The sequence below is a fragment of the Promicromonospora sp. NPDC090134 genome (assembly GCF_044746965.1).
GTDB lineage: Bacteria > Actinomycetota > Actinomycetes > Actinomycetales > Cellulomonadaceae > Promicromonospora.
In genome coordinates, this window is record NZ_JBIVCZ010000005.1 from 1 (window position 1) to 23,582 (window position 23,582).

General features: G+C 71.9%; 26 protein-coding genes, 1 tRNA gene and 1 pseudogene. 16 read left to right on the top strand and 12 right to left on the bottom strand.

Going from position 1 to position 23,582, the window contains the following annotated elements:
* A pseudogene (locus ACIPN7_RS14690) lies at positions 1-384 on the bottom strand (hypothetical protein); the annotation flags it as partial.
* 197 nt (positions 385-581) lie between these two features.
* On the opposite strand from ACIPN7_RS14690, the gene ACIPN7_RS14695 reads away from it, so the two are divergent.
* Both ACIPN7_RS14695 and ACIPN7_RS14700 read left to right on the top strand, forming a co-directional pair.
* On the top strand, positions 582-995 hold the full coding sequence (locus tag ACIPN7_RS14695) for a hypothetical protein (RefSeq protein WP_400543282.1): 414 nt from the start codon (positions 582-584) through the stop codon (positions 993-995).
* 332 nt (positions 996-1,327) lie between these two features.
* Positions 1,328-2,329: a DUF4241 domain-containing protein gene (locus tag ACIPN7_RS14700; protein WP_400543284.1), complete on the top strand. Its 1,002-nt coding sequence runs from the start codon at positions 1,328-1,330 to the stop codon at positions 2,327-2,329.
* A 195-nt stretch (positions 2,330-2,524) separates the two neighbouring features.
* Here the strand turns inward: ACIPN7_RS14700 and ACIPN7_RS14705 are convergent.
* The 3 genes from ACIPN7_RS14705 to ACIPN7_RS14715 form a co-directional block, all read right to left on the bottom strand.
* Positions 2,525-2,601: transfer RNA gene (locus ACIPN7_RS14705), tRNA-Pro, on the bottom strand.
* Positions 2,602-2,733: 132 nt separating this feature from the next.
* Positions 2,734-3,201 (bottom strand): RidA family protein, encoded by a 468-nt coding sequence (locus tag ACIPN7_RS14710; RefSeq protein WP_400543286.1) that lies wholly within the window; start codon positions 3,199-3,201, stop codon positions 2,734-2,736.
* Entirely contained in the window at positions 3,198-3,365 is a 168-nt protein-coding gene (locus tag ACIPN7_RS14715) for a DUF4177 domain-containing protein (protein WP_020017885.1), read from the bottom strand. The genes ACIPN7_RS14710 and ACIPN7_RS14715 overlap by 4 nt, the downstream gene beginning before the upstream one ends.
* A 109-nt stretch (positions 3,366-3,474) precedes the next feature.
* Between ACIPN7_RS14715 and ACIPN7_RS14720 the strand changes: the two genes are divergently transcribed.
* Together ACIPN7_RS14720 and ACIPN7_RS14725 are read left to right on the top strand one after the other, a co-directional pair.
* A complete protein-coding gene (locus tag ACIPN7_RS14720) occupies positions 3,475-5,865 on the top strand; it encodes a transglycosylase domain-containing protein (RefSeq protein WP_400543287.1) in 2,391 nt (796 codons plus the stop codon).
* Between the two features lie 5 nt (positions 5,866-5,870).
* A complete protein-coding gene (locus ACIPN7_RS14725; RefSeq protein ID WP_400543289.1) occupies positions 5,871-6,809 on the top strand; it encodes a metallophosphoesterase in 939 nt (312 codons plus the stop codon).
* Between the two features lie 28 nt (positions 6,810-6,837).
* On the opposite strand, the gene ACIPN7_RS14730 is transcribed toward ACIPN7_RS14725, so the two are convergent.
* The 4 genes from ACIPN7_RS14730 to ACIPN7_RS14745 form a co-directional block, all read right to left on the bottom strand.
* Positions 6,838-7,515: a Crp/Fnr family transcriptional regulator gene (locus ACIPN7_RS14730; RefSeq protein ID WP_026366137.1), complete on the bottom strand. Its 678-nt coding sequence runs from the start codon at positions 7,513-7,515 to the stop codon at positions 6,838-6,840.
* 240 nt (positions 7,516-7,755) lie between these two features.
* On the bottom strand, positions 7,756-8,871 hold the full coding sequence (locus ACIPN7_RS14735) for a bifunctional 2-methylcitrate synthase/citrate synthase (protein ID WP_400543292.1): 1,116 nt from the start codon (positions 8,869-8,871) through the stop codon (positions 7,756-7,758).
* 26 nt (positions 8,872-8,897) lie between these two features.
* Entirely contained in the window at positions 8,898-9,803 is a 906-nt protein-coding gene (gene prpB, locus ACIPN7_RS14740; protein WP_400543295.1) for a methylisocitrate lyase, read from the bottom strand.
* Complete coding sequence (locus ACIPN7_RS14745) at positions 9,803-11,335, bottom strand: MmgE/PrpD family protein (RefSeq protein ID WP_400543298.1); 1,533 nt, start codon at positions 11,333-11,335, stop codon at positions 9,803-9,805. Before ACIPN7_RS14745 ends, prpB begins: the two co-directional genes overlap by 1 nt.
* A gap of 218 nt (positions 11,336-11,553) precedes the next feature.
* Here ACIPN7_RS14745 and nth point away from each other — a divergent pair, with 218 nt between their 5' ends.
* Entirely contained in the window at positions 11,554-12,321 is a 768-nt protein-coding gene (gene nth, locus ACIPN7_RS14750) for an endonuclease III (protein WP_400543301.1), read from the top strand.
* Here nth and ACIPN7_RS14755 read toward each other — a convergent pair whose 3' ends face one another.
* On the bottom strand, positions 12,322-13,269 hold the full coding sequence (locus tag ACIPN7_RS14755; protein ID WP_400543304.1) for an alpha/beta fold hydrolase: 948 nt from the start codon (positions 13,267-13,269) through the stop codon (positions 12,322-12,324).
* 10 nt (positions 13,270-13,279) lie between these two features.
* Positions 13,280-14,062 carry a winged-helix domain-containing protein gene (locus ACIPN7_RS14760; RefSeq protein WP_400543307.1) on the bottom strand — a complete coding sequence of 261 codons (783 nt, stop codon included), beginning with the start codon at positions 14,060-14,062 and terminating at the stop codon, positions 13,280-13,282.
* Between the two features lie 298 nt (positions 14,063-14,360).
* Here ACIPN7_RS14760 and ACIPN7_RS14765 point away from each other — a divergent pair, with 298 nt between their 5' ends.
* The gene (locus ACIPN7_RS14765; RefSeq protein ID WP_400543310.1) at positions 14,361-15,101 is read left to right on the top strand and encodes a hypothetical protein; all 741 of its coding nucleotides are present in this window, start codon (positions 14,361-14,363) and stop codon (positions 15,099-15,101) included.
* 23 nt (positions 15,102-15,124) lie between these two features.
* Here the strand turns inward: ACIPN7_RS14765 and ACIPN7_RS14770 are convergent, their stop codons facing one another.
* A complete protein-coding gene (locus ACIPN7_RS14770; RefSeq protein WP_400543313.1) occupies positions 15,125-15,784 on the bottom strand; it encodes a YceI family protein in 660 nt (219 codons plus the stop codon).
* A gap of 244 nt (positions 15,785-16,028) precedes the next feature.
* Here ACIPN7_RS14770 and ACIPN7_RS14775 point away from each other — a divergent pair, with 244 nt between their 5' ends.
* Positions 16,029-16,466: a TlpA family protein disulfide reductase gene (locus tag ACIPN7_RS14775; protein WP_400543316.1), complete on the top strand. Its 438-nt coding sequence runs from the start codon at positions 16,029-16,031 to the stop codon at positions 16,464-16,466.
* A complete protein-coding gene (locus tag ACIPN7_RS14780) occupies positions 16,463-16,903 on the top strand; it encodes a DUF4395 domain-containing protein (RefSeq protein WP_397397794.1) in 441 nt (146 codons plus the stop codon). Before ACIPN7_RS14775 ends, ACIPN7_RS14780 begins: the two co-directional genes overlap by 4 nt.
* On the opposite strand, the gene ACIPN7_RS14785 is transcribed toward ACIPN7_RS14780, so the two are convergent.
* The gene (locus ACIPN7_RS14785) at positions 16,900-17,259 is read right to left on the bottom strand and encodes a DsrE family protein (protein ID WP_397397796.1); all 360 of its coding nucleotides are present in this window, start codon (positions 17,257-17,259) and stop codon (positions 16,900-16,902) included. The genes ACIPN7_RS14780 and ACIPN7_RS14785 overlap by 4 nt on opposite strands.
* Before the next feature lie 150 nt (positions 17,260-17,409).
* Here ACIPN7_RS14785 and ACIPN7_RS14790 point away from each other — a divergent pair, with 150 nt between their 5' ends.
* From ACIPN7_RS14790 to dtd, 8 genes are all read left to right on the top strand, one after another.
* Positions 17,410-18,030, top strand: a complete 621-nt coding sequence (locus ACIPN7_RS14790; protein ID WP_400543319.1) for an FABP family protein — start codon at positions 17,410-17,412, stop codon at positions 18,028-18,030.
* Positions 18,031-18,083: 53 nt separating this feature from the next.
* Positions 18,084-19,235, top strand: coding sequence for a YgfZ/GcvT domain-containing protein (locus ACIPN7_RS14795; RefSeq protein WP_400543322.1), 1,152 nt, complete (start codon positions 18,084-18,086; stop codon positions 19,233-19,235).
* Between the two features lie 33 nt (positions 19,236-19,268).
* Entirely contained in the window at positions 19,269-20,384 is a 1,116-nt protein-coding gene (locus ACIPN7_RS14800) for an aromatic acid exporter family protein (RefSeq protein ID WP_400543325.1), read from the top strand.
* A 67-nt stretch (positions 20,385-20,451) separates the two neighbouring features.
* Positions 20,452-20,793 (top strand): PadR family transcriptional regulator, encoded by a 342-nt coding sequence (locus tag ACIPN7_RS14805; RefSeq protein ID WP_400543328.1) that lies wholly within the window; start codon positions 20,452-20,454, stop codon positions 20,791-20,793.
* Positions 20,793-21,719 (top strand): permease prefix domain 1-containing protein, encoded by a 927-nt coding sequence (locus ACIPN7_RS14810; RefSeq protein ID WP_400543331.1) that lies wholly within the window; start codon positions 20,793-20,795, stop codon positions 21,717-21,719. Before ACIPN7_RS14805 ends, ACIPN7_RS14810 begins: the two co-directional genes overlap by 1 nt.
* A gap of 48 nt (positions 21,720-21,767) precedes the next feature.
* Entirely contained in the window at positions 21,768-22,094 is a 327-nt protein-coding gene (locus ACIPN7_RS14815; protein ID WP_400543334.1) for a DUF2516 family protein, read from the top strand.
* Complete coding sequence (locus tag ACIPN7_RS14820; RefSeq protein ID WP_400543337.1) at positions 22,088-23,158, top strand: asparaginase; 1,071 nt, start codon at positions 22,088-22,090, stop codon at positions 23,156-23,158. The genes ACIPN7_RS14815 and ACIPN7_RS14820 overlap by 7 nt, the downstream gene beginning before the upstream one ends.
* Entirely contained in the window at positions 23,155-23,580 is a 426-nt protein-coding gene (gene dtd, locus ACIPN7_RS14825; protein ID WP_377228330.1) for a D-aminoacyl-tRNA deacylase, read from the top strand. Before ACIPN7_RS14820 ends, dtd begins: the two co-directional genes overlap by 4 nt.
* Positions 23,581-23,582 lie beyond the last annotated feature (2 nt).

A 23,582-nucleotide genomic window follows, 5' to 3' on the forward strand; every position in this document is an offset into this window, starting at 1 on the left:
CTCGGCCCGGATGCTCTGCACGGCCTCGTCGGCCCGTATCGTCTCGTCCAACACCACGGCCAACCGAGCCTGCGTCGCCGTGACCGCGTTCTTCAGCACTTCCAGCTCACCGAGCAGGTCCACCCACTCCGCCCGCACCCGAGGCATGCCTCCACCCTGGCCAGTACCCACACCAGCACCAGTGACCGCATCGCCGTCGGCGGCACCCGGCAGAACCATGCCCGCCAGCGACTGCCGCATCTCCCGTACACGAGCAGCGTCGACCACTGCACCATCAAAGTTCCCGCCGAGCGAGGCATCAGCGGGCGCCTCAAGCCCGGGCAGCACCGACCCGGCAGGCGACTCATCGCCTGCCGAAGCTGGTACCACCACCATCCGTGTCATGCCATCAACCTATGACACACGCGTTCGCACCGCCCGTCGAACCGGCCCCATCTGCCCACAGCAGAATCCGACCCCGACCTCCGCGCCGGAGTCGGGCGCCGCCCTAGCGTGCAGCTGGCCAGGCGGCAGCCAGGCAGCCAGCAGACAGACGCACAGCGGTTGCCCGCGACAGGCGAAAGTCATGAGAGCCTCGCGCCGTGGCTACCGAAAGCGAGGTGGGAGAGCTGTTGCGCCTGCGCGGCTGGCGGGCGGCGTTCACGGTCACGGACAGGCTGAACGCGTGGGCTGACCTGGTGAGCGTCATCGAGGCCGGCTACGACGACGACATCTTCGAGTACACCAACGACCTCTACTGCCGGAACTGGTTGCACGAGGCGTGGCTCCTGCTGGACGAACCCGTCGTGCAGCTGTTGACCCCGCGCGTCAGGTCGCTGGACGACCAGTACAAGGACGTGACCGTCGATGACGACGGAACGGTGCTCGCGCAGTTCCACCGACTGCCGGGACCCGATCTGTGGTGGTGGCGACGCCACCCTCGCATCCTCACCGGAGAACTTGGCCGTTCGCTTCGCTCGGCGGGTGCCGTCGGCATCGACCCCGACGTGGTGTGAACGAGAAAGGCCCCCGACTCAGCATTTCTGCTGGTCAGAGGGCAGCCATAGATCGGGCCTGTGAGCTGAGCCGGAGAGCATGCCACTCGTCGCTCGAGATGTACTGTTTCGGCCATGGATGAGGACGGTCGGCCCCGGATCATGACGATCATGGTCGGGGAGCCGTGCGTCCCGGACCGGCCCTCGGTGCCCACGGGCCTCGTCGCGACGTACGCGCTGGGCTGGGACGACGGGTTGGTCGACGTCCTGACTCCGGTGCAGGCGCGTGTGCTCGACCAGGCCGGGACCCGTACGTGGCGGTGCTGCACGCGAAGGGCCGTGCGCATGCCGTTGTGCGCGCCGCATGGCACGAGCGTCGTGCGGAGATCGACGTTCTCGACGACGCCGGTGAGGTCACGTCCAGAGATGAGTTCCGCGTCGACGACGATGGGTCGCTCTTCCTGCTGCGTCACACCGACGGTGCGCCGCTCACGGGGAAGGCGTCCGAACTGAACGTGGTGCGGACGGTGACGTATGGGCGGGACGGGCTAGCGGCCTGCGAGCTGCACTACAGGGGCATGTCCCAGACGTCGGGAGAGGTCGACCGGCCACACACCGATCTCCCGGGCTTCGGCTCCTGGCGGGACATGCTTGCCCTGGCGGGCATCAAGGACGCTGACCTGTCTGGCGCTGATGCCGCCCCCCCGCTCGCGGTGAACAACGACGGCGACCGGTGGGCACCGGGTCACCCGTTGCGCCCCGGTGACCTCAAGGCGATGTTCACTCCTGGTGCCCGTGCTCAGGCGGCGGGCGACCCGGTGGAGATCGAGGTGGTCGATGCCGGCGAGGTCAAGCTCTCGTCCGGCGCCCTACTGGCCACGGACCCGGGGTACCTGGTGCAGACGCTCCGGGGGTGGGAAGGACCGCTGACGGTGCGTGTCGCCCCGGGCTCCTACCCGGTGCAGCTGAGCATCGCCCAGGGGACGGTCGCTGGAGCGCGCATTGTCGTGTCCGACGAGCCCGTGGTGTCGTGGGAGCTCGGGCTGCGCGAGAGCCAGCACGAGATCGACCTCGGCGACGGGGAGTTCTACGGGCTCGGCGTCGACACCGGGGTCGCGTCGTTCACCGACGTCGAGGCCGTCTCCTCGGTGGCTGACCCGGCTCAGCAGGTCTCCGCCGACTTGGACGACTGGCATGGGACCGTCGACGACGGGGCCCTCGTGATGTGGCACGCCGGTTACGGGGACGGCTCGTACCCCGTGTGGGTGGGGCGCGCTGCTGACGGTGCGGTCGCGGCCTTCGTCGCCGACATGCTCATCCTCGATGGGCTGGACGAGTCGACCGGAGGTCCCTGACTCGACGCGGGAGCCGCAACCCACGAGCCCGATCTACGCCTGTGACACTAGGCCTAGCAACCGCCTCACCAAGGTGACCGCGCGGGCAGACGATGTAGTCCCTCAGTTAGTCCCCGGAGGGCTGGAGACGTGGAACCCTAGACAAGCGAAAGGCCCTCCGACTCAGCATTTCTGCTGGTCAGAGGGCCTTTTCCATGGTCGGGGTGACAGGATTTGAACCTGCGACCTCTTCGTCCCGAACGAAGCGCGCTACCAAGCTGCGCCACACCCCGATGGAGTCCACCGCGCATCAGGCACGAAGCCCTTCCGCGGAAGCCTGCTCAGAATAGCCGACGCATGGCCCGGAACGGAAACCGAATCCGTAGTGGCTCCGGTCACGCCCGTTCCGGGCCGCTGCGACGGCGTTACGCGAGCTCGACCACGAGCTCCACCTCGACCGGCGAGTCCAGCGGGAGGACTGCCACGCCGACGGCGGAGCGGGCGTGCAGGCCGGCGTCGCCGAAGATCTCGCCGAGCACGTTCGAGGCCCCGTTGATCACACCGGGCTGGCCTGTGAAGGACGGGTCGCTCGCGACGAAGCCGACCACCTTGACGATCCGGGAGATCGAGTCGAGCGAGCCCGTGATCGACCGGACGGCGGCAAGTGCGTTGAGCGCGCAGGTGCGGGCGTAGCCCGCGGCGTCGGCGGGGGAGACCAGACCCTCGCCCTCGCCGACCTTGCCGGTGGCCTGGAGCGCGCCCTCGGCGAAGGGCAGCTGGCCGGACGTGTAGACGTAGCGGCCGGTCTGGACGGCCGGCACGTAGGCCGCGACCGGGGCCGCCACCTCGGGGAGCTTGATGCCCAGCTCGGCGAGGCGCTGCTCGTGGCTCATGCGTCACCGCCCGTGGGGCGCTTCAGGTAGGCGACGAGACCGGTGCCGTCGGGTCCGGGGACCACCTGCACGAGCTCCCAGCCGTCCGAGCCCCATTGGTCGAGGATCGCCTTGGTGTTGTGAATGAGGAGGGGGATCGTCGCGTACTCCCACTTCGTTGCCATGCCGACGATGCTAGCCCGCGATCGGCGACGGCGATTCCGCACGAGACCTGCACACCGGCCGGGCAGGTTTTCGGCGTGCCCTGTCAGTGACACCCCGTAACCTGGGCGCATGGCCATGGCGAACCCTCGCGAGCCGCGCCGGATCACTCGGACCATACCCGCGGCTCAGCTCATCGGACTTCTTCTCGCATTCGTGCTCACCGCCGGCGCAGGCGGTGTGATCGCGGCCGGGCTGGTGATCCCGCTGGCGTCCGGGATGGACACCGCGGTCGACACGGGTGTCGAGGTGTTCGAGGAGGTGCCCGCCGAGCTGGTGCCCGGGCCCCTGTCGGAGCAGTCGCAGATCTACGCGAGCGACGGCAAGACGAAGCTGGCCACGTTCTACGCGCAGAACCGCATCGTGGTGCCGCTCGACAAGGTGTCGGCCAACATGAGGAACGCCGTCATCGCGATCGAGGACGAGCGCTTCTACACCCATGGTGGCGTCGACCCCGAGGGCATCTCCCGCGCCGCCGTGCAGAACTTCGGCGGCGGTGACACCCAGGGCGCGTCGACGCTGACACAGCAGTACGTGAAGAACGTGCTGATCGAGGAGGCCGACCGCGCCGGCGACACCTTCGGCGTGCTGGAGGCCCGCGAGGACTCGCTCACCCGCAAGCTCCGTGAGGCGAAGCTCGCGATCGCGCTCGAGAAGGAGATGTCGAAGGACGACATCCTCCAGGGCTACCTCAACATCGCGCAGTTCGGCACGAGCGTGTACGGCGTCGAGACGGCCTCGCAGCACTACTTCAACAAGTCCGCCAAGGACCTCTCCGTCGTCGAGGCGGCCACGATCGCCGGCATCACCAAGGCGCCGAGCCAGTTCGACCCGGTCGCCAACCCCGAGGACGCGTCGGTGCGTCGCAACCTCGTGATCGGCAAGATGTGGCAGCTCGGCTACATCTCCACCGCCGAGCGCGACGAGGCGATGGCGACCAAGCTGGAGGACACGCTCGACGTGCAGCCCATCGAGGTCGGCTGCGACTCGGCGGGTGGCGCGGCGTTCTTCTGCGACTACGTGATCAAGGAGATCATGGCCAACCCCGAGTTCGGGGAGACCAGGGACGACCGGTACGACCTCCTGTACCGCGGCGGCCTGCGGATCGTCACCACGCTGGACCTCAAGATGCAGAAGGCCGCCGAGGAGACGATCAGCCAGGCGGTCCCGGCCGACAACGCCTACGACCTGGAGGCGGCCGTCACGTCGGTCGAGCCCGGCACCGGGCAGATCAAGGCCATGGCGCAGAACGTGCCGTACGACGCTCGGGCCGAACCGGCGACGCGCACCACGGCGCAGAACTACTCGGCCGACTACAACCACGGCAACTCGCGCGGCTTCCAGGTGGGCTCGAACTTCAAGCCCTTCGTCCTGGCCGAGTGGCTGCGCAGCGGCCGCACGCTCCAGGACCGCGTCAGCGCCAACGGCTTCTCGGCGTACGAGACGTCGTTCCAGGCCAATGGCTGCGTGCACGCCTTCACCCACCAGCCGTGGAACGTGTCGAACGTCGACGGGGCCGCCAGCGGCACGGTGAGCGTGCTCCAGGGCACCTTCCAGTCGCTGAACACGGTCTACGCCCGGATGTCGCAGCAGCTCGACCTGTGCAACGTGCAGAAGACGGCGTGGGACGTGGGCTTCCGCCCGATGACGTCGGGCCTGACGCGCGACGGCGCCGGGACCTTCCGGACCATCGACAACCCCCAGCAGGCGGACATCGACGTGCTGGCCTCGATGACGCTGGGTACGCAGGCCTCGACGCCGATCAACCAGGCGTCGGCCTTCGCGACGTTCGCCTCGGGCGGCACCTACTGCAACCCGGTCGCGATCCTGGAGGTCAAGGACCACGACGGCAAGGACGTCCCGGTCCCGTCGGCCGACTGCAAGCAGACGCTGGAGCCCGAGGTCGCCCACACGGTGGCCTACGCCATGACCAAGGTCTTCCAGACCAGCCCGTTCGGCACGGCCTGGGGCATCGCCCCCGGCCTCGCGGACGGCCGTCCGGTGGCGGGCAAGACCGGTACGACCAACGACGCGATGCAGAGCTGGTTCACCGGCTACACCCCCGAGCTCTCCACCTCGGTCTGGGTGGGCGAGGCCAGCGGCAACGTGCCGCACATGAACGTCTACCTGCCGTCGATGTCCTGGTACGGCGCTTCGGCCAAGGCCGGCCCCATGTACGGCGGCACGATCGCCGCGCCGACGTGGCGCCGGTACATGGACCAGGCGATGGCCGGCCTGCCCGCGACGGCGTTCCCCGCTCCCGACCCCGCGCTCGTCGGCAAGGCTCCGACCCCGCCGAAGACGGAGGAGAGCAACGACGGCGACGAGGGCGACGCCGGCTCGGGCGACGGTGACGCCGGTGGCGACACCGGCGGTGCCGGTGGCGGCGACGACGGTGGCGGCGACGCCGGACCCGGCGGTGGCGACACCGGCGGCGGCCCTGGCCCCGGCGGGGACGACTGATCCGCATGGGGACGCTGGGTACCGTCGGCAGGGCCCTCGGGATCGTCGGAGGCATTGCCGTCGCAGGTATCGCGTACGCGCACATGGAGTCCAAGCTCTTCCGCGTGCGCCGGGTGACCGTGCCGGTGCTGCCCCCGGGGCAGCGGCCCGTCCGGATCCTGCAGGTCGCCGACCTGCACCTGACGCCGAGCCAGCGCACCAAGCAGGCGTGGGTCCGGTCGCTGGCCGCGCTCGAGCCCGACCTGGTGATCAACACGGGCGACAACTTCGGCCACCAGCAGTCGCTCGCCCCGCTGCTCGACGTCCTGGGCCAGCTCATGGACGTGCCGGGCGCGTTCGTCATGGGGTCGAACGACTACTACGCGCCGTCGTTCAAGAACCCCGCCCGGTACCTGCTGCCGGACGCGCGCATCGAGGGCGGCGAGAAGATCCCGCTGCCCACCGAGTCGCTCCGCAAGGCGTTCACCGACGCCGGCTGGGTGGACCTGGACAACCGGCGCGGCCTCGTGGAGCTGCGCGACGGGCGCACCATCGGGCTGGTCGGGATGGACGACCCGCACCTCGACCTCGACGTCATGCCGGAGCCGGGCCGCGTGCCCGGTGAGGAGGACGCGGTGCTGCGCCTCGGCGTCGTGCACGCCCCGTACCAGCGGGTGCTGAACCAGCTCAAGGACGACGGCGTGGATGCGATCATCGCGGGCCACACGCACGGCGGGCAGCTCTGCCTGCCGTACTACGGGGCCCTGGTGACCAACTGCGACCTGGACCGCGGCCGGGCGTCCGGCCTGCACGGGTGGCCCGGCCTGCGCCCCGACCGCGAGGGCGGCGAGGACTCGACGTGGCTGCACGTCTCGGCGGGCGCCGGCACGTCGCCGTACGCCCAGGTGCGCTTCGCGTGCCGCCCGGAGGCGACGCTGATGACACTGACGGCGGCGCCGAGGTAGAACCAGCGGTTCTACCCCGGCGAACGGGTCAGCGGGCCCGGCGCTCCAGGCGGTCGAGGTCCAGCAGGACCACGGCGCGGCCCTCACGGCGCACCCAGCCACGCGTCGCGAAGTCGGCCAGGGCCTTGTTCACGGTCTCGCGCGAGGCGCCGACGAGCTGTGCCAGCTCCTCCTGCGTGAGGTCGTGCGCCACGCGGATGCCGTCGTCGTTCGGCTCGCCGAAGCGGGTCGACAGGTCCAGCAGCGCCTTGGCGACACGGCCGGGGACGTCGGAGAACACGAGGTCGGCGAGCGTCTCGTTCGTGCGACGCAGCCGGCGTGCGAGGGCACCCAGGAGCTGGGTCGCGACCCCCGGGTGGTCCGCGATCCACTTCACGAGCGAGTCGTGACGCAGCTCGTAGACCACGGAGTCCGAGACGGACGAGGCCGACGCCGTGCGGGGACCCGGGTCGAACAGGGACAGCTCGCCGAACATCTCGCCCGGGCCCAGGATCGACAGCAGGTTCTCGCGGCCGTCGCTCGACCGGCGGCCCAGCTTGATCTTGCCCTGCGCGATGACGTAGAGCCGGTCGCCCGGCTCGCCCTCGCGGAAGAGCACGTCACCCCGGACCAGCTCCACGGGCACCATGGACTCGAAGAGCGCGTGCGTCTCCTCGCCTTCCATGTCCGCGAAGAGGGGGGCAGAGAGTACGACTTCGTCGTCCACCAGTGGTGTCCTCACGTGTCGGGGACTTTCGTCCATCAGTCTTTTCCACCTCTCAGTCTGCCTCAATGTCACGAGATTGCCGGGTCATCGGTGTCTCTCGTGGCGTCCGCGTGGCGTGCAGCCCGACGCGATCGTCCGCCTCATGCGGGATGTCGGCTTTGCCCAGCACGAAGTAGGACGCCCGTCCACAAATCCTAGGGGTGTCACCTGGGAGTTCGGAACGGGCGTCCTGGGAACCTGTCAGGGCACCTCGCGCTGCTCCGGTCCGACGTACTCGCACACCGGCCGGATGAGCGAGTTGGCGGCCCGCTGCTCCATGACGTGCGCCGTCCACCCGGTGATCCGGGAGGCCACGAACAGCGGCGTGAAGATGTTCGTGTCGAACCCCATCAGGTGGTAGGCCGGTCCGGCGGGGTAGTCCAGGTTCGGCTTGATGTTCTTGCGGCTGACCATGGCGTTCTCGAGGGTGTCGTACAGGTCGATCACCGCGGTGTCGCCGTAGTGCTCGGCGAGGTCGCCGAGCACGGCGCGCATGGTCGGCACGCGCGAGTCGCCGCTCTTGTAGACCCGGTGGCCGAACCCCATGATCTTCTTCTTCTGCGCCAGCGCGTCCTCGAGCCAGGCCTCGGCCCGGTCGGCCGAGCCGATCTCCTCGAACGTGGCCTGCACGGCCTCGTTCGCGCCGCCGTGCAGCGGGCCCTTGAGGGCGCCGATGGCGCCCGTCACGGCCGAGTGCAGGTCGGCGAGCGTGGAGGTGATGACGCGCGCGGTGAACGTGGACGCGTTGAACGAGTGCTCCGCGTACAGCACCATCGAGGCCTCGAACGCCTGCACCACGGCAGGCTCGGCCTCCTCCCCGAAGGCCATCCACAGGAAGTTGGCGGAGTAGCCCAGGTCCTCGCGCGGGTGCACGAGCTCCTGGCCGCGCCGGCGGCGCTGGTCCAGCGCGACGACGGCGGGCAGGACCGCCCACAGCCGCAGCGACTTGGCGAGCTCCGCCTCGACCGAGGAGTCCTCGGCCTGCGGGTCGTGCGCGCCCAGGATCGACACCGCGGTGCGGCACACGTCCATGGGGTGGCAGTCGGTGGGCAGCTCCAGGATCGCGTCCCGGATGTTGTCCGGCAGCTCGCGGTGCACGCGCTCGACCGCCGTCTGCTCGGTGAGCTGCGCGGGCGTCGGCAGCTCGCCGTGCCACAGCAGGTAGGCGACCTCCTCGAAGGACTTCTTCGCGGCCAGCTCCTGCACCGGGTAGCCCCGGTACAGCAGCGAGTTGGTCTCCGGGTTGACCTTCGAGATCGCCGACGTGTCGGCGACGACGCCGGCCAGACCCTTGCGGATCTCCGTGGTCTCGGTCATGCGCACTCCTTCGTGTCGAGACTAAGTCAGGGCTGGTAGGTGAAGACGTTCGAGTCGAAGTGGTTGTAGGCCGCGTAGTCGGTCAGCTCGTAGAGCCGGGCCCGGGTCTGCATCTGCGGCACCAGGTCCGCCTGCGTGCCCGACGCCGAGATCTGGTCCAGCGCCCGTTCCGCGGCACCCATCGCGATGCGCAGCAGGGTGACGGGATAGATGACGAGCCGGGCCCCGGCGGAGTGCAGCTGCTCGGTCGTGAAGAGCTCGGACTTGCCGAACTCCGTCATGTTGGCGAGCACCGGCACGTCGAGGGCCGAGGCCACGGCCTCGAACTCGGCGAGGTCCTTCATCGCCTCGGGGAAGATCGCGTCCGCCCCGGCGTCGGCCAGGGCCTTGGCGCGGTCGATCGCGAGCCGCAGCCCGCGCTCGCCGAGCTCGGTGCCGCGCACGTCGGTGCGCGCCATGATGAGGAAGTCGGGGTCGCGGCGGCCGTCGACGGCGGCCCGGATGCGCCGGACGGCGTCGCCGAGCCCGACCACCTCCTTGCCGTCGAGGTGGCCGCAGCGCTTGGGGTTGACCTGGTCCTCGATGTGGATGCCGGCCACGCCGGCGTCCTCCATGGTCTGGACCGTGCGGGCCACGTTCATGGGCTCGCCGAACCCGGTGTCGGCGTCGGCGAGCACGGGCAGGTCGGTGACCCGGGCGATCTGCCCGGCCCGGCCGGCCACCTCGGTGAGCGTGGTGAGGCCGATGTCGGGCAGGCCGAGGTCGGCCGACAGCACGGCGCCGGAGACGTAGACGCCGTCGAAGCCCTTGTCCTGGATCAGCTTGGCGCTCAGCGGGTTGAACGCGCCCGGGAGCCGCAGGAGGTCCGGCCCGGTTAGGGCCTCGCGGAAGGCCTTGCGCTTGGCCGCGGCGGTGAGGTGCGAGTAGAGCATCAGCGGTTCCCCAGCTCGAACAGGCCGGTCGGGGCCGGGACGGCGTCCAGCGCGCCCGGGACGGCGACGATCGTGAGCTCGCGGACCTCGGCGGGCGTGAGCTCGGGCAGGCGCTCGGCCAGGTCGAGGAACCGGTCGAGCTCGGCGTCCGACAGGATGCCCGCGGCCAGCGTGCGGAACTTGGCCACGTAGTTCGCGCGGGCGAACGGGCGGGCGCCCAGGGGGTGGGCGTCGGCTACGGCGATCTCGCGCGTGACCACCTCGCCCGAGGTGAGCGTGATCTCGACCCGGCCGCCGAACGCCTTCTCGGCGGGGTCGGTCGAGTGGTAGCGGCGCGTCCACTCCGGGTCCTCGGCGGTGGTGACCTTGCGCCACAGCTCGACCGTGTCGGGGCGCTGCGCACGCTCGGGGGCGTAGGAGTCCACGTGGTGCCAGCCGCCGTCCTGCAGCGCGACCGTGAAGATGTACGGGACCGAGTGGTCGAGCGTCTCGCGCGACGCCGTCGGGTCGTACTTCTGCGGGTCGTTCGCGCCCGAGCCGATCACGTGGTGGGTGTGGTGGCTGGTGTGCAGCACGATCGAGGCGACGTTCGCGGGGTCCCGCAGCTCGGGGCGCTCGTTCCCCAGGGCGCGGGCCATGTCGATGATCGCCTGCGCCTGGTACTCCGCGGAGTGCTCCTTGGTGTACGTGTCGAGGATGCCGGTCCGCGGCTCGCCGAGCTCGGGCAGCACCACGTCGTACGCGGCGTCGGGTCCGTCCAGGAGCCAGGCGACCACGCCGTCCTCGCCCTCGTAGATGGGCTCGGGGGAGGTCTGGCCGCGCATGGCGCGGTCCACGGCCTCGATCGCGAGCTTGCCGGCGAACGCGGGGGCGTGCGCCTTCCACGTGGAGATCTGGCCCTTGCGGCTCTGCCGCGTGGCGGTGGTCGTGTGCAGGGCCTGGCCGATCGCCTGGAACACCGTCTCCGTGTCCAGCCCCAGCAGCGTGCCGATGCCGGCCGCGGCCGACGGGCCGAGGTGCGCCACGTGGTCGATCTTGTGCTTGTGCAGGCTGATCGAGCGGACCAGGTCCACCTGGATCTCGTAGCCGGTCACGATGCCGCGCACCAGGTCCCGCCCCGACCGGCCGGCGTGCTGCGCCACGGCCAGGATCGGCGGGATGTTGTCGCCCGGGTGCGAGTACTCGGCGGCGAGGAACGTGTCGTGGAAGTCGAGCTCGCGGACGGCGACGCCGTTGGCCCACGCGGCCCACTCGGGGCTGCTGGTGGCCTCGGGGGCCAGGCCGAAGACCGTGGAGCCCGGGGTGTAGGGGTGCGCCTGTGCCTGCGAGCGGGCGGCGACGGCGGGGCCACGCGTCAGGCTGGCCGCCGCGACCGAGGCGTTGTCGATCACGCGGTTGATCACCATGTCGGTGACCTCGGCCGTGGGCTCGACGGTGTCGGTGGCGAGCTCCGCGAGCTTCCAGGCGAGCTGGTCGGTGCGCTTCAGCGGCTCGGCGGACGGGTAGACGCGTAGGTGGTGCGTGTACGGCATGGTGACTCTTCCTCGATTCACGTGGACCGTCGTGGGGTCCGGGGCGCTGCCCGGACCGTAGGGCGGGCATCGGGTCGCGACCGCTCGGCTGGTGGACGGCGGGTGCGCCCTTGACCTTCTCATACTCCGCGTCCTAGGTACACGAGCCAACACCGCACCAGGTTCCCGTTCGCGGCGACCCCGGGTCGGATGTCAGTGGGGGTCGCTACTGTGGCGACGTGACCGTCAGCGAACGCGAATCCGAGAAGCACTCCAAGATTGCGCCGGAGAGCAGGCTGGCGCTCGTGCGCCGGGCGCGGCGCATCAACCGTGTGCTCGCGGAGACCTACCCGGACGCCCGGGCCGAGCTGGACTTCCGGACGCCGCTGGAGCTGCTGGTCGCGACGGTGCTCAGCGCGCAGACCACCGACGTCCGCGTCAACCAGACCACGCCCGAGCTGTTCGTGATGTACCCGGACGCGCAGGCCTACGCGGAGGCGAACCCGGCGGAGCTGGAGGAGATCCTGCGTCCGCTCGGCTTCTTCCGGGCCAAGGCCAAGGCCGTGATGGGCCTGGGCAAGGCGCTCGTCGAGCGGTTCGACGGCGAGGTCCCGGGGCGGCTGAAGGACCTGGTGACGCTGCCCGGCGTCGGGCGCAAGACGGCGAACGTGGTGCTCGGCAACGCGTTCGGCGTGCCGGGCATCACCGTGGACACGCACTTCGGGCGGGTGTCCCGGCGGCTGGGCCTGACGGCCGAGGAGGACCCGGTCAAGGTGGAGGCCGAGGTGGGTGAGCTCTTCCCGAAGAAGGAATGGACCATGCTCAGCCACCACCTCGTGTGGCACGGCCGGCGCGTCTGTCTCGCGCGGACCCCGGCGTGCGGGGCGTGCAGCATCTCGCACCTGTGCCCGTCATACGGTGCGGGCGAGACCGACCCCGACAAGGCGGCGAAGCTGGTGCGTCCCGCGCCGGAGCGCTCGCCGCTGGCGGGCCTGCCGCTGAAGTAGCTAGGCCACCCGGGCGAGCCAGCCCAGCAGGATCTCGTTCACCCGCTCCGGCGCCTCCTCCGGGAGGAAGTGGCCGGCGCCGGGGATCAGCTCGTAGCGCAGGTCGGACGCGAGCGCGATGGCGTCCACATCCGCGCGCTCGTGCCGCAGGAACCCGTCCCGGGCGCCCTGGAGCTGCAGCGCGGGCACGTCCAGCGGACGGCGCAGCGCGGCGCCGAACCGGCGCCCGTCCGTCCGGGGCGTCGAGCGGACCACCCAGCGCAGCGCCTCGGCGGCCGAGTGGGCGGCGAACGGGATGCGCATGACGGCCCGGTACCGGTCCACGACGTCGTCGGGCAGCGGGGCGGCGGCGCCCAGGTCGAGGGTGCGCCGCACCAGGTCGCCCTGGATCATGGCCCGCTCCGGCAGCGTGGGGACCTGGAGGTACGCCAGCTCGCGCAGCGCGGCGGGCGTGAACGCGGCAGTGCTGCGCAGCCGCACCCTGGCCGGGTGCGGGCTGGCCAGGACGGCGACGGCCGACGTCGTGCCGGGGTGGAGCGCCGCGACCGCCCACGCGAGCGTGCCGCCCGTACCGTGCCCCACGACCACCGCGTTCTCCCGCCCGAGGGAGCGCACCACGCCGGCGACGTCCGCCGCCCGCGCCGTCAGCCCGTAGCCCGACGGTGGCTTGTCCGAGCCGCCCACACCACGGACGTCCATCGCCGCGACGCGGTAGCCGGCGTCCGCCAGGGCCGGGATCTGCGCACGCCAGGACCACCAGAACTGGGGGTAGCCGTGCAGCAGGAGCACCAGGGGCGCGGAGCGGCTCTCCGGGCCCGCGGTCGCCACGTGGAAGCGCGAACCGCCCGAGGAGACGAACTCGTGCCGCCACGGCCCTTCGACGAGGGCGCACGTGTAGTCGCTGGTGGCTGCCGAGCGGACGACCGGTCTGGCCGAGAGTGCGGTCACAGACACGAACCTACGCGCTCGGTGCGCGGTCTGCGCGTCGCCCGTTCTGGTCGTCGGCGGGCTTGGTGTCGGACGAGGCCTCCGGGGCCGAGGGTGCCGGAGCCTCCTCGACCGGACGCTCCTTGGGCGGGTCGAACCGGTAGCCGACGTTGCGCACCGTGCCGATGAGCTGCTCGTGCTCGGGGCCCAGCTTGGCGCGCAGGCGCCGCACGTGGACGTCGACGGTGCGCGTGCCCCCGTAGTAGTCGTAGCCCCAGACCTCCTGCAGCAGCTGGGCGCGAGTGAACACGCGGCCCGGGTGCTGCACCAGGTACTTGAGGAGCTCGAACTCCTTGTACGTCAGGTCGATCGGGCGGCCGCGCAGCCGGGCGGTGTACCCGCCGGCGTCGATCGCGAGCTCGCCGGCGGAGATCTCCTGCTGCGACTCCTCGGCCGGGCCGCGCGCCGAGCGCTCGACCACCAGCCGCAGCCGGGCCTCGACCTCGGCGGGCGACGCGGACTCCAGCAGGAGGTCATCGGCCCCCCACTCGTGGGTCACGACCGTGAGGCCGCCCTCGGTGAGGATCAGTACCAGCGGCACCGTCAGGCCGGTCGCGTGCAGCAGGCGGCACGTGGTGCGGGCCGCGACGAGGTCGCGGCGGGCATCCAGCAGCACGACGTCCGCGTCGGGGGCGTCGACGAGCGCGGAGGGCTCCATCGGGAGCACCCGCACCCGATGGGACAGCAGTCCCAGTGCGGGCAGCACCTCGGCCGACCCGCCGGTGGCGGGCGTGAGGATCAACAGCTCTGCCATTGACGCACCTCCTCTCGGAACCGGCGTCCTGCTACCGTCCCTGGCTCGGGTCTCGCTGAAGCGAGACGTCCCGTCGCGTCCAACTGGCTCTGCGGAAGTCTGCCCTGTTGCTTGTTGCGTGCATGTTACACGCCCTTTTCCTGGACACCACCATGCTGGTCAGGACCCGTGACGTTCGCATGACGCGGGTGTTGCTCGTCTCGCTCAGGGCTGGAAGAAGGCCCGGGAACTGGCCCGAACGGCGGCGCCCCGGGCCGCGATTGAGGCAACTCGGTAAGTCTCTGGAAAACTCTGAGCCGTGTCCGTCTCCACCCGCGCCGTGACGACCGCCGCGCTCGCGGCCCTCGTCGCCGCCGCGTCCTACGTCCAGCCCCGGCCCCTGCCCCTCGTGGGCGCGGCCGTGGTCCTGGCGGTCCTCGTCGCGCTGGGCTGGCCGTCGCTGCTGCGCCTGCCCGCCTCGGGGAGCACCCGGGTGGTCGTCGCGCTCTGCGGCGTCGGGGGAGCGGCCGCGACCTACCTCACCCAGGGCGAGCCCGTGCTGCGGCACCTGCCGATGGTGCTGGCCGGCGCGGTGGTGCTCGCCTTCATCGCGCAGATGCTGCGCCGCGACGGGCGTCCCCAGCTCACGGAGTCCGTGTCGGGCACCGTGGCCGGCGTCGTCGCGGCGATCGCCGCCTCGGGCTGGATCGCCGCCGCCCGGTCCGACGCCGGGGCCGCGCTCGTCGTCACGAGCGCGGTGGCGCTCGCGGTGGCCGCCGCCGTCGCGGCGCTGCCGGTGCGCGGCTGGGTGGCGCTCGGGATCTCCGCGGTCGCCGCCGTGGTGGCGGGCGGCGCGGCCGGGACGCTGCTGCCGAACATCGACACCGTGAGCGGGCTGTGGTGCGGCCTGGTTGCGGGAGTCGTCGTCGGGGCGCTCCACCTGCTGCTGGAGCGGCTGCCCGCCCGCGGCGCGCGGCTCGCCGGGCTCTCGGCGAGCGCGCTGCCCGTCGCCGTGTGCGGCATCTTCGTGTTCGTCGTGGGCCGGATGGTCATCCTCTGAGGTGACCCCCGGGCGGGCCGCGGTCAGGACTGGCGGATCATCTCGCCGGCGATCTCGATGCGGACCTTCTTGGCCACCAGCACGCCGCCCGCCTCGAGCGCGACGTTCCAGAGCAGGCCCCACTCCTCGCGCTCGATCTCGCAGCTCCCGTGGAAGCCGAAGATGTCCTGGCCGTAGGGGTCGTGCCCCACGCCGCCGAACTCGCACTCCAGGGTGACCGGGCGCGTCACGCCGCGCACGGTGAGCAGGCCGTCCATGACGAACTTGGTGAACGAGCCGTCCGCCTGCATCGGGTCGTGCGGCCGCCGGCCGGCGGTGCCCGCCTTGAGCCGGGCCCACGAGAAGATCGGGTCCACCTGGGTGCGCATCCGGAACCCGGTGCTGCGGAACTCGATGGTCGGGTGGTTCTCGACGTCCAGGAAGTCCGCGCTGCGCAGGTGGGTGTCGCGGTCGCCCACGTGCGTGTCGACCGAAGCCGCCTGGATGGTGCACGTGACCTGCGAGGCGAGCGGGTCCTCGCCGACGGTGACCGTCGCCTCGCCCTCGGCGAACTCGCCGCGGACGGGGCTGACCATCATGTGCATGGCGAGGAAGCCGAGCCGCTTGTGATTCTGGTCGATCTGGTAGACCCCGGCCGCAGGGATGGTCAGACCATTCCACGTACGAGTTGGCAAAACTTCCATCCTAGACAATTCTCCTATATATGCGGATGCATGCACGCTACCACCGGGGGGTCGTCGGCTCAGGTGGCGTTTCGGCACGAGAAATACTGCTCCGACGGGTTGTGCAGACCAGGGAATCATGGGGGCGGGCACCCGAGAAGGTCAGGGCCCCGCACTGTGACCGGCCTCATGGTGGATCCATATCGCGGACGAGGACTTGTCTGGACGAGCGAGGCACGGCAGGGTGGGGCGAATGTTGGGACAGGTGATCGCACTCGTCGTCCTCGTGCTCGGTACTGCCGCGCTCGGTGTGTGGTGGTCGGCGCGTCAAGGCGCCGTCCGCGCGCCCCGCGAGACGCCCGTCGGGATCGACTGGGCCTCCTCGGGGATCGCGCTCGCCGACCGGGTGACCTTCGTGCAGTTCTCGGCCGAGGTGTGTGCCGCCTGCCGGTCCACCTCCCGGGTCCTGGGCGGTCTGACGGGATCGCGCTCCGGCGTCGAGCACCGTGAGGTGCTGGTGGACGACCACCTCGACCTGGTCCGCACCCTCGGCGTGCTGCGCACGCCCACGGTGCTCGTGGTCGACGGCGGCGGCCGCGAGGTGGCCCGGATGAGCGGCGTGGTGTCCGACACCCAGGCGCGACAGGCGCTGAGCCGGGTTCCGGCGGCAGCGCTCGAGACAGAGGGGGAAGCGCACTCATGAACGTGAGCAAGGGGATCGACCCGCGGGGGCCGCGCGTCGGGGCGAGCATCACCGCGGTGCTGCTGGCTGCCGTCGTGCTGCTGGGCGCGAGCACCGCCGGGCTGTGGCTGCTGACGTTCATCATGCTGAGCTTCCTGCTCGGCACGGTGCGCGGTGCCGAGGGCTCGTGGCAGGGCCTGCTCTACAAGCGGTTCGTGCGGCCGCGGCTGAGCCCGCCCACGGAGATGGAGGACCGCCGCCCGCCGCGCTTCGCGCAGGGCGTGGGCCTCTTCGTCACCGGCGTCGGCGTGATCCTCGGCTTCTTCGGGGTGCTCCCGGCCGTGCCGATCGCGGCCGCGGCGGCGTTCGTCGCGGCGGCGCTCAACGCCGTCGTCGGGCTGTGCCTCGGGTGCGAGCTGTACCTGCTGCTGCGCCGGTCGGGCCTGGTCCGCGCCTAGTAGACGAGCGCCTGGGCGTCGTCCCGCAGGATCTCCTCGGTGAACAGTGCCGAGCCCGCGATCCGGATGCCGGGCAGCACGTCCGCCTCGGTGATGTCCCGGCGCGCCGCGCACTGCGTGCACACCGTGACCGTGCCGGCGCCCAGGACCACCTCGATGAGCTGGGGCAGGGGCGTCGCGTGCTCCAGCTCGAGCTCGGCCGCACGGCCGGGCAGGGCGAGCCACGCCGACTCGCCGGTGAGCCAGAGGCTCACCTCCGCGCCGGACGCGACGGCCGCCGCGGCGACGGTGAAGGCCTGGTTGGTGGCCTCGGGACGGTCCAGGCCTGAGGTGGTCTTGATCACGAGCGGGCGCATGGGCCGACTGTAGGCCGTGGACGTTAGGATCGGCACCATGTCGATCCATGCCCTTGAGCTCATCTTCACCGGCCTCATCGTGGCGGTCGCAGTCGCGGTCGCCTGGTTCGCCGGCTACGTCGTCTACAAGCTGTACACCGGCCAGCGCTGATGACGTTCACCTTTCCCGACGGGCTCTCGCCCGACGTGTACCCGCTGGCCTGGCTGGTCGGCCGCTGGCGCGGTGAGGGTGTGATCGACTACCCCGGCATCGGCAAGAAGACCTTCGTGCAGGACCTGGTCTTCGACCATGACGGCGGCCCGTACCTGCGGTTCGAGTCCACTCTGCGGGTGCTCGAGAGCGTCGTCCCCGACAAGCTGCCCGACGACGGCGAGTGGCCGGCACCGGTACCGGACCCGACGGAGACGGATCCGACGGAGGCGGAGGCGCCGGAGGCCGAGGTGGGCGAGGCCGGCACCGTCTGGTCCACCGAGACCGGCTACTGGCGCGTGTCCTCGGACCGCCCCGACGGCCTCGAGGAGAACAAGCACGCGCTCGAGGTGCTCGTGGCCGACGCCTCCGGGCGCATCACCGTCTACATCGGCGCCGTGGGCAACGGGCGGATCGACCTGGCCTCGGACGCGATCGCGCGGACGTCGACGGCGTCCGAGGTGCGGGCGTCGAAGCGGCTGTACGGCCTGGTCCAGGGCCGCCTGCTGTGGGTGGAGGAGCTCGCCGCCTTCGGCGAGCCGCTGCGTTCGTACGCCTCGGCCGAGCTGGACCGGCAGTAACAGAGCCGGACGGGAATGCCCCGCCGGTCCCCGACGCTGCACCTGAGGTGAGCATGGATTACGAGAGCCCCCTGCTGAGCCGGCACGGCGCGGTCGCCGCCGCCGGGCCCGACGCCGGGGTCGCCTGGCACTACGGCGACCCGACGGCCGAGCAGCGCGCGCTGTCGCGCGGCGGGGCCGTGGTGGACCAGTCGCACCTCGGGATCGTGCGCGTCGCAGGCCCGGACCGGCTGAGCTGGCTGCACTCGATCACGTCCCAGCAGCTCGAGGGCCTGGCGCCCCGGACCAGCACCGAGCTGCTGGTCCTGTCGCCGCAGGGTCACGTCGAGCACGTCGCGGGCGTGGTGGACGACGGCGAGGCCACCTGGCTGATCACCGAGCGCGAGTCGGCGCCCGCCCTGGCCGGCTGGCTGGACCGCATGAAGTTCATGCTCCGCGTCGAGATCACGGACGCCACCGACGAGTGGGCGGCCATCGGCGAGCCCGTGGCCGCGGAGGGCGCCGAGGGCGAGCCGGTGACCTGGCACGACGCCTGGCCGAACGTCGTGGGCGGCGGCACGCGCTACGGGCCGGCCGAGAGCGAGCACCCCGGCGCGATGCGGCCCTGGCGGCTCGTGCTGGTGCCGCGCGCCGAGCTGGAGGCGCAGGTCGCCGCCCGCGAGGCCGCGGGCTGGCCGCTCGCCGGTACCTGGGCCACCGAGGCCCTGCGGGTCGAGGCCTGGCGCCCGCGCCTCGCGCGCGAGGTCGACGACCGCACCATCCCGCACGAGCTCGACTGGCTGCGCACCGCCGTCCACATCAACAAGGGCTGCTACCGCGGCCAGGAGACGGTCGCGCGCGTGCACAACCTCGGCCGCCCGCCGCGCCGGCTCGTCATGCTGCACCTCGACGGCTCGCAGCACCTGCTCCCGGAGGCCGGCGCCGAGGTGCGCCTCCCGGCGACGGACGGCGCGCCCGGCAAGGTCGTGGGGACGCTGACCTCGATGGCGCGCCACCACGAGCTGGGTCCCATCGGCTTGGCCGTGCTCAAGCGGAACGTCCCGGAGGACGTCGAGCTCATCGTGTCCGGCGAGGTCTCGGGACAGGGCATCGAGGTGTCGGCGGCGCAGGAGATCGTGGTGCCGGGCGACGGCGTGTCGGTCGACCGGCCGGAGTCCCACGGGCCCCTCACCAAGGGACTGCGCGGCCCGGCGTCGCTCATCTGACGCGTCCGTGAGGCCGGGTGGCAGGATGCCACCGTGACCTCACTGCCCGGCCCGGCCGACGAGATGTGGCGCAAGGCCATGCGCACGCTCATGCTGCGCACCCGGCTGCGGCAGGGCTGGACCCGCGCGCGGGCGAGCCTGATCCCGATCGCCCAGGCGTCGCTCGCCGCGGGTGTCGCGTACCTGATCGCGCGGTACGTGCTGGGGCACGAGCAGCCGTTCTTCGCGCCGGTCGCGGCGTGGGTGCTGCTCGGTTTCACCGCGCAGCGGGACGTGCGCCGGGTCTCGGAGATGGCCGTCGGCGTGGCGGTCGGCGTCGCGATGGGCGACCTGATCGTGCACCTGATCGGCTCGGGCTGGTGGCAGCTCAGCCTGGTGCTGTTCATCTCCGCCGTCGCCGCGCGGTTCATCGACCGGGGTGCGCTCCTGGTCACCCAGGCCGGCGTCCAGGCGATCATCGTGGTGGGCCTGCCCCAGGTCTCCGGCGGGCCGCTCGGCCGGTGGACCGACGCCCTGGTCGGCGGCGCCGTCGCGCTCACGGTCGCGCTGCTCACGCCCGGCGACACCCGGCGCCGTCCGCGGGCGCTCGCCGAGCAGGCCGTCACCGAGCTCGCCGAGACCCTGGAGACGCTCGCCCGGGGCCTGCGCTCGGACGACGCGGACGACGTCAGGGCGGCCCTCGTGCGCGGCCGGGCCTCGGAGCCGGTGCTCGCGGAGTGGCAGGAGGCTGCGCGCGACGCGCGCGAGCTGGCGCGGATCTCCGTGGGGCGGATCCACCGCGGCGAGCTCGCCCGGCTGGAGGATCAGGCGGTGCTCGTGGACCGGACGATGCGGTCGGTGCGGGTGCTGGCCCGCCGCGTGCTCCCGGTGGTCGAAGGGAACCACGACGTCCGGCCGGTCGCCGGTCTGGTCGAGGGCTTCGCGTCGGGCGTCCGGCTCCTGGCCTCCGACGTCGGCTCCGGGGGCGACGCCGCCCGGGCGCGGGAGGTGCTGACCACCGTGGCCGCCCGGGTGGACCCGCGGACCGTGGGCGAGGGCGACTGGCAGGTGCAGTCCCTGGTGATGCTGCTGCGCTCGCCGGTGGTCGACACGCTGGAGGCCACGGGGGCGACCCCGGGCGAGGCGCGCGCGGCGCTGCCCGAGCTGTAGCCGCCCGTCCACAGGTTGTGCACAGAACTTGTTGTCGTCAGGTACTTGATCAGATACAGTAGTTGGCGTGATAGACCCCTTCGCCGCCGACCTCTTGCGCGGGCACACCGACACGATCGTGCTCGGGGTGCTGCGCGCCCGGGATCGCTACGGCTTCGAGATCTACAAGCAGATCCGCGACGCGACCGGCGGCAACCACGAGATCAAGGAGGCCACGCTCTACGCGGCCTACCGGCGGCTCGTGAAGGACGGCCTGGTCGAGGCGTACTGGGGCGACGAGTCCCAGGGCGGACGCCGCAAGTACTACCGCATCACCGACGCGGGGCGTGCCGTGTACCGGCGCAACGTGGACGCGTGGGTGGCCACGCGACGCACCATCGACTCCCTCCTCGACCTGAAAGGTTCCTGATGACGAACACCTCGGTGCACCGCCTGCTGGACGAAGCCTTCGCGGGCATCCCGACGACCCCTGACGTGCAGGACCTCAAGGAGGAGATCCGTGCGAACCTCGTGGACCGCGTGGCCGAGCTGACCGCCGGCGGCGTGGCGCCCGACGACGCCGCGCGGCGCGCGGTCGGCGAGCTCGGCGACGTGCGCGCGCTCGTCGAGGAGGCGGACGCGGGCCCTCGTGACGCAGAGCGGCCCGCGCCGTCCTCGTTCGAGCTGATGGCCCGGAACCGGGTCCCGGCGTCCGGTGCGTTCGTCGCGGCGGTGGTCCTGATGTCGATCGTGCTCGCGGCCGGCGTGGCGGGCACGGTGTTCGCCGCCGTCGGGTACGCGCACGGGGACCTCGGCCCCCTGCTGCCCACGGCCCTCGCGCTGGTGGCGGGGCTCGCGCTCGGCGCCGTCGTGGGCGGCTCGCTGAGCCAGGAGACGACGGCCAGCCACCCGATGCCCCGCCGGCGTGCCGCGCTGTTCGGCGCCGGCTGGGGCCTGGTGCTGGTGGGCGTCCTGCTCGCCCTGGTGCACCTGTCCGGCGGGACCAGCGGGTGGCTCGTCCTGGACGGGCTCGTGCTCGTGGCGGGCGTGGTGCTGCTCTCGTGGCTCGCCGCGACGACCACCAACCGGAAGAAGCAGTGGGCGCTGGCGGAGGAGTCCGTACACGCGCAGGCCGGGAACCGGTTCGACCGCGATCCGGCGGCCGCCGCGCGGTTCGGCATCTACACCGTGGTGGTGTGGAGCCTGACCGGCGTCGCCGTGCTCGTCGTCGGCACCACCGTGAGCTGGTCCTGGGTGTGGCTCCCCGGTGTGCTCGGCTGGGTGGTCTTCATGCTGATGCTCGCCACCATGCTGTTCGGGGCCCGGCACGAGGACGTCGCGCGCCAGGCCGGCTGAGCACCCGGACCAGGCGAGACGCCGCCCCGGTTGCCGTAGGCTCGTCCTGTGTTCGGAGCTCTCCAAACGTTCGTCTTCATCGTGCTGGGCGTCATCGTCTTCGCGGTCCAGGTCATCGCCCTGGTCGACGCGATCCGTCGTCCCGCCCACGCCTACACGTCCGAGGGCAAGCTGTCGAAGCCGATCTGGCTCGCGATCCTCGGCGTGGCCGCCGTCTTCGGCCTCCTGGGGCTGCCGCCGAGCTTCATCACGGCCAGCTCCTTCCTGAACGTGATCGCGGTGGTCCCGGCCATCGTCTACTGGGCGGACGTGCGCCCCCGCCTGCTGCCGTACGGCACGGGCAACAAGCCGCGCGGTCCGCAGGGCGGATGGTGACCGCGCCCATGGCGGTCGGGCGCGCGACCTCGACGTCGGACGCCGTGCTCGACGGCGCCGCGCCGCTGGCCGAGGTGATCCGCGGCGACCTCGTGGAGTCGGTCCACCTGGGGCACCTCGTGGTGCTCGACCCGTCCGGCCGGCCGGTGCTCCAGGTGGGCAACCCGACCACGCCGGTCTGGCCGCGGTCGTCGCTCAAGCCGCTGCAGCTCCTCGCGATGCTGCGCGCGGGCCTGGAGCTGCCGGACAGGCTGCTCGCGCTGGCCTCGGCGAGCCACAACGGCGAGCAGTTCCACCTGGAGGGCGTGCTGCAGATCCTGGGCTCCGTGGGCCTCGGCTCCGGCGCGCTCCAGAACACCCCCGACCTGCCGCTCTACCCGCCGGCCGCGCTCGAGTGGCACGTCGCGCCCCACAACGGCGGGCCGGGCCCGGCGCCGCTGGCGCAGAACTGCTCCGGCAAGCACGCGGCGATGCTCGCGACCTGCCTCACGCAGGGCTGGGACATCGAGACGTACCTGTCGCCCGAGCACCCGCTGCAGCGGGCCGTGCGCAGCACCGTGCTGGAGATGACCGGTGACGCCGAGCTCGTCATGCACACCACGGTCGACGGCTGTGGCGCGCCCCTGTTCTCCACGACGCTGCTCGGCCTCGCGCGCGCCTTCTCGACCCTGGGCGCGGCGCCGACGGAGGACGTCCGCTCGCACGAGGCGCGGGCCGCCCGCGCCATCTCCGCGCACCCCGACATGGTGGGCGGCACCGGCCGCGACGTCACGCTCGCCATGCAGGCCGTACCGGGCCTGGTCGCCAAGGACGGCGCCGAGGGCGTCTACGCCGCGGGGCTGCCCGACGGTTCCGCGCTGGCGTTCAAGGTGCTCGACGGCTCCGCCCGGGCCCGTCCCGCCATCCTCGCGGCTGCGTTGCGCGCCGCCGGAGCGGCGGGCCTGCCGGGGGTGTACCCCGGTGGCCTGGACGGGCTGGGCCGCGTGCCGGTGCTCGGCGGCGGCCGGCCGGTCGGGGAGGTCCGGGCCGTCTTCGCCGATCAGTACGCCGAGGGCCGCCGATGAGGGCGGTGCTCCAGCGCGTCACCCGCGCGTCCGTGGTGGTCGACGGCGAGGTGGTGGGCGCCATCGACAAGCCAGGCATCCTGGCCCTGGTCGGCGTCACGCACGACGACGGCCCGGCGCAGGTCGAGACCATCGCCCGCAAGATCGCCGACCTGCGCATCCTCCAGGACGAGCAGTCGGTGGCCGACCTGGGCGCGCCGGTCCTCGTCGTCAGCCAGTTCACGCTCTACGGCGACGCCCGCAAGGGGCGCCGCCCGACGTGGAACCAGGCGGCGCCGGGGCCGGTCGCCGAACCGCTCGTGGACGCCGTCGTGGCCGCGCTGCGCGAGCGCGGCCTGACGGTCGAGACGGGCCGGTTCGGCGCCGACATGCAGGTGGAGCTGGTCAACGACGGTCCGGTGACCATCCTCCTGGAGGCGTGAGC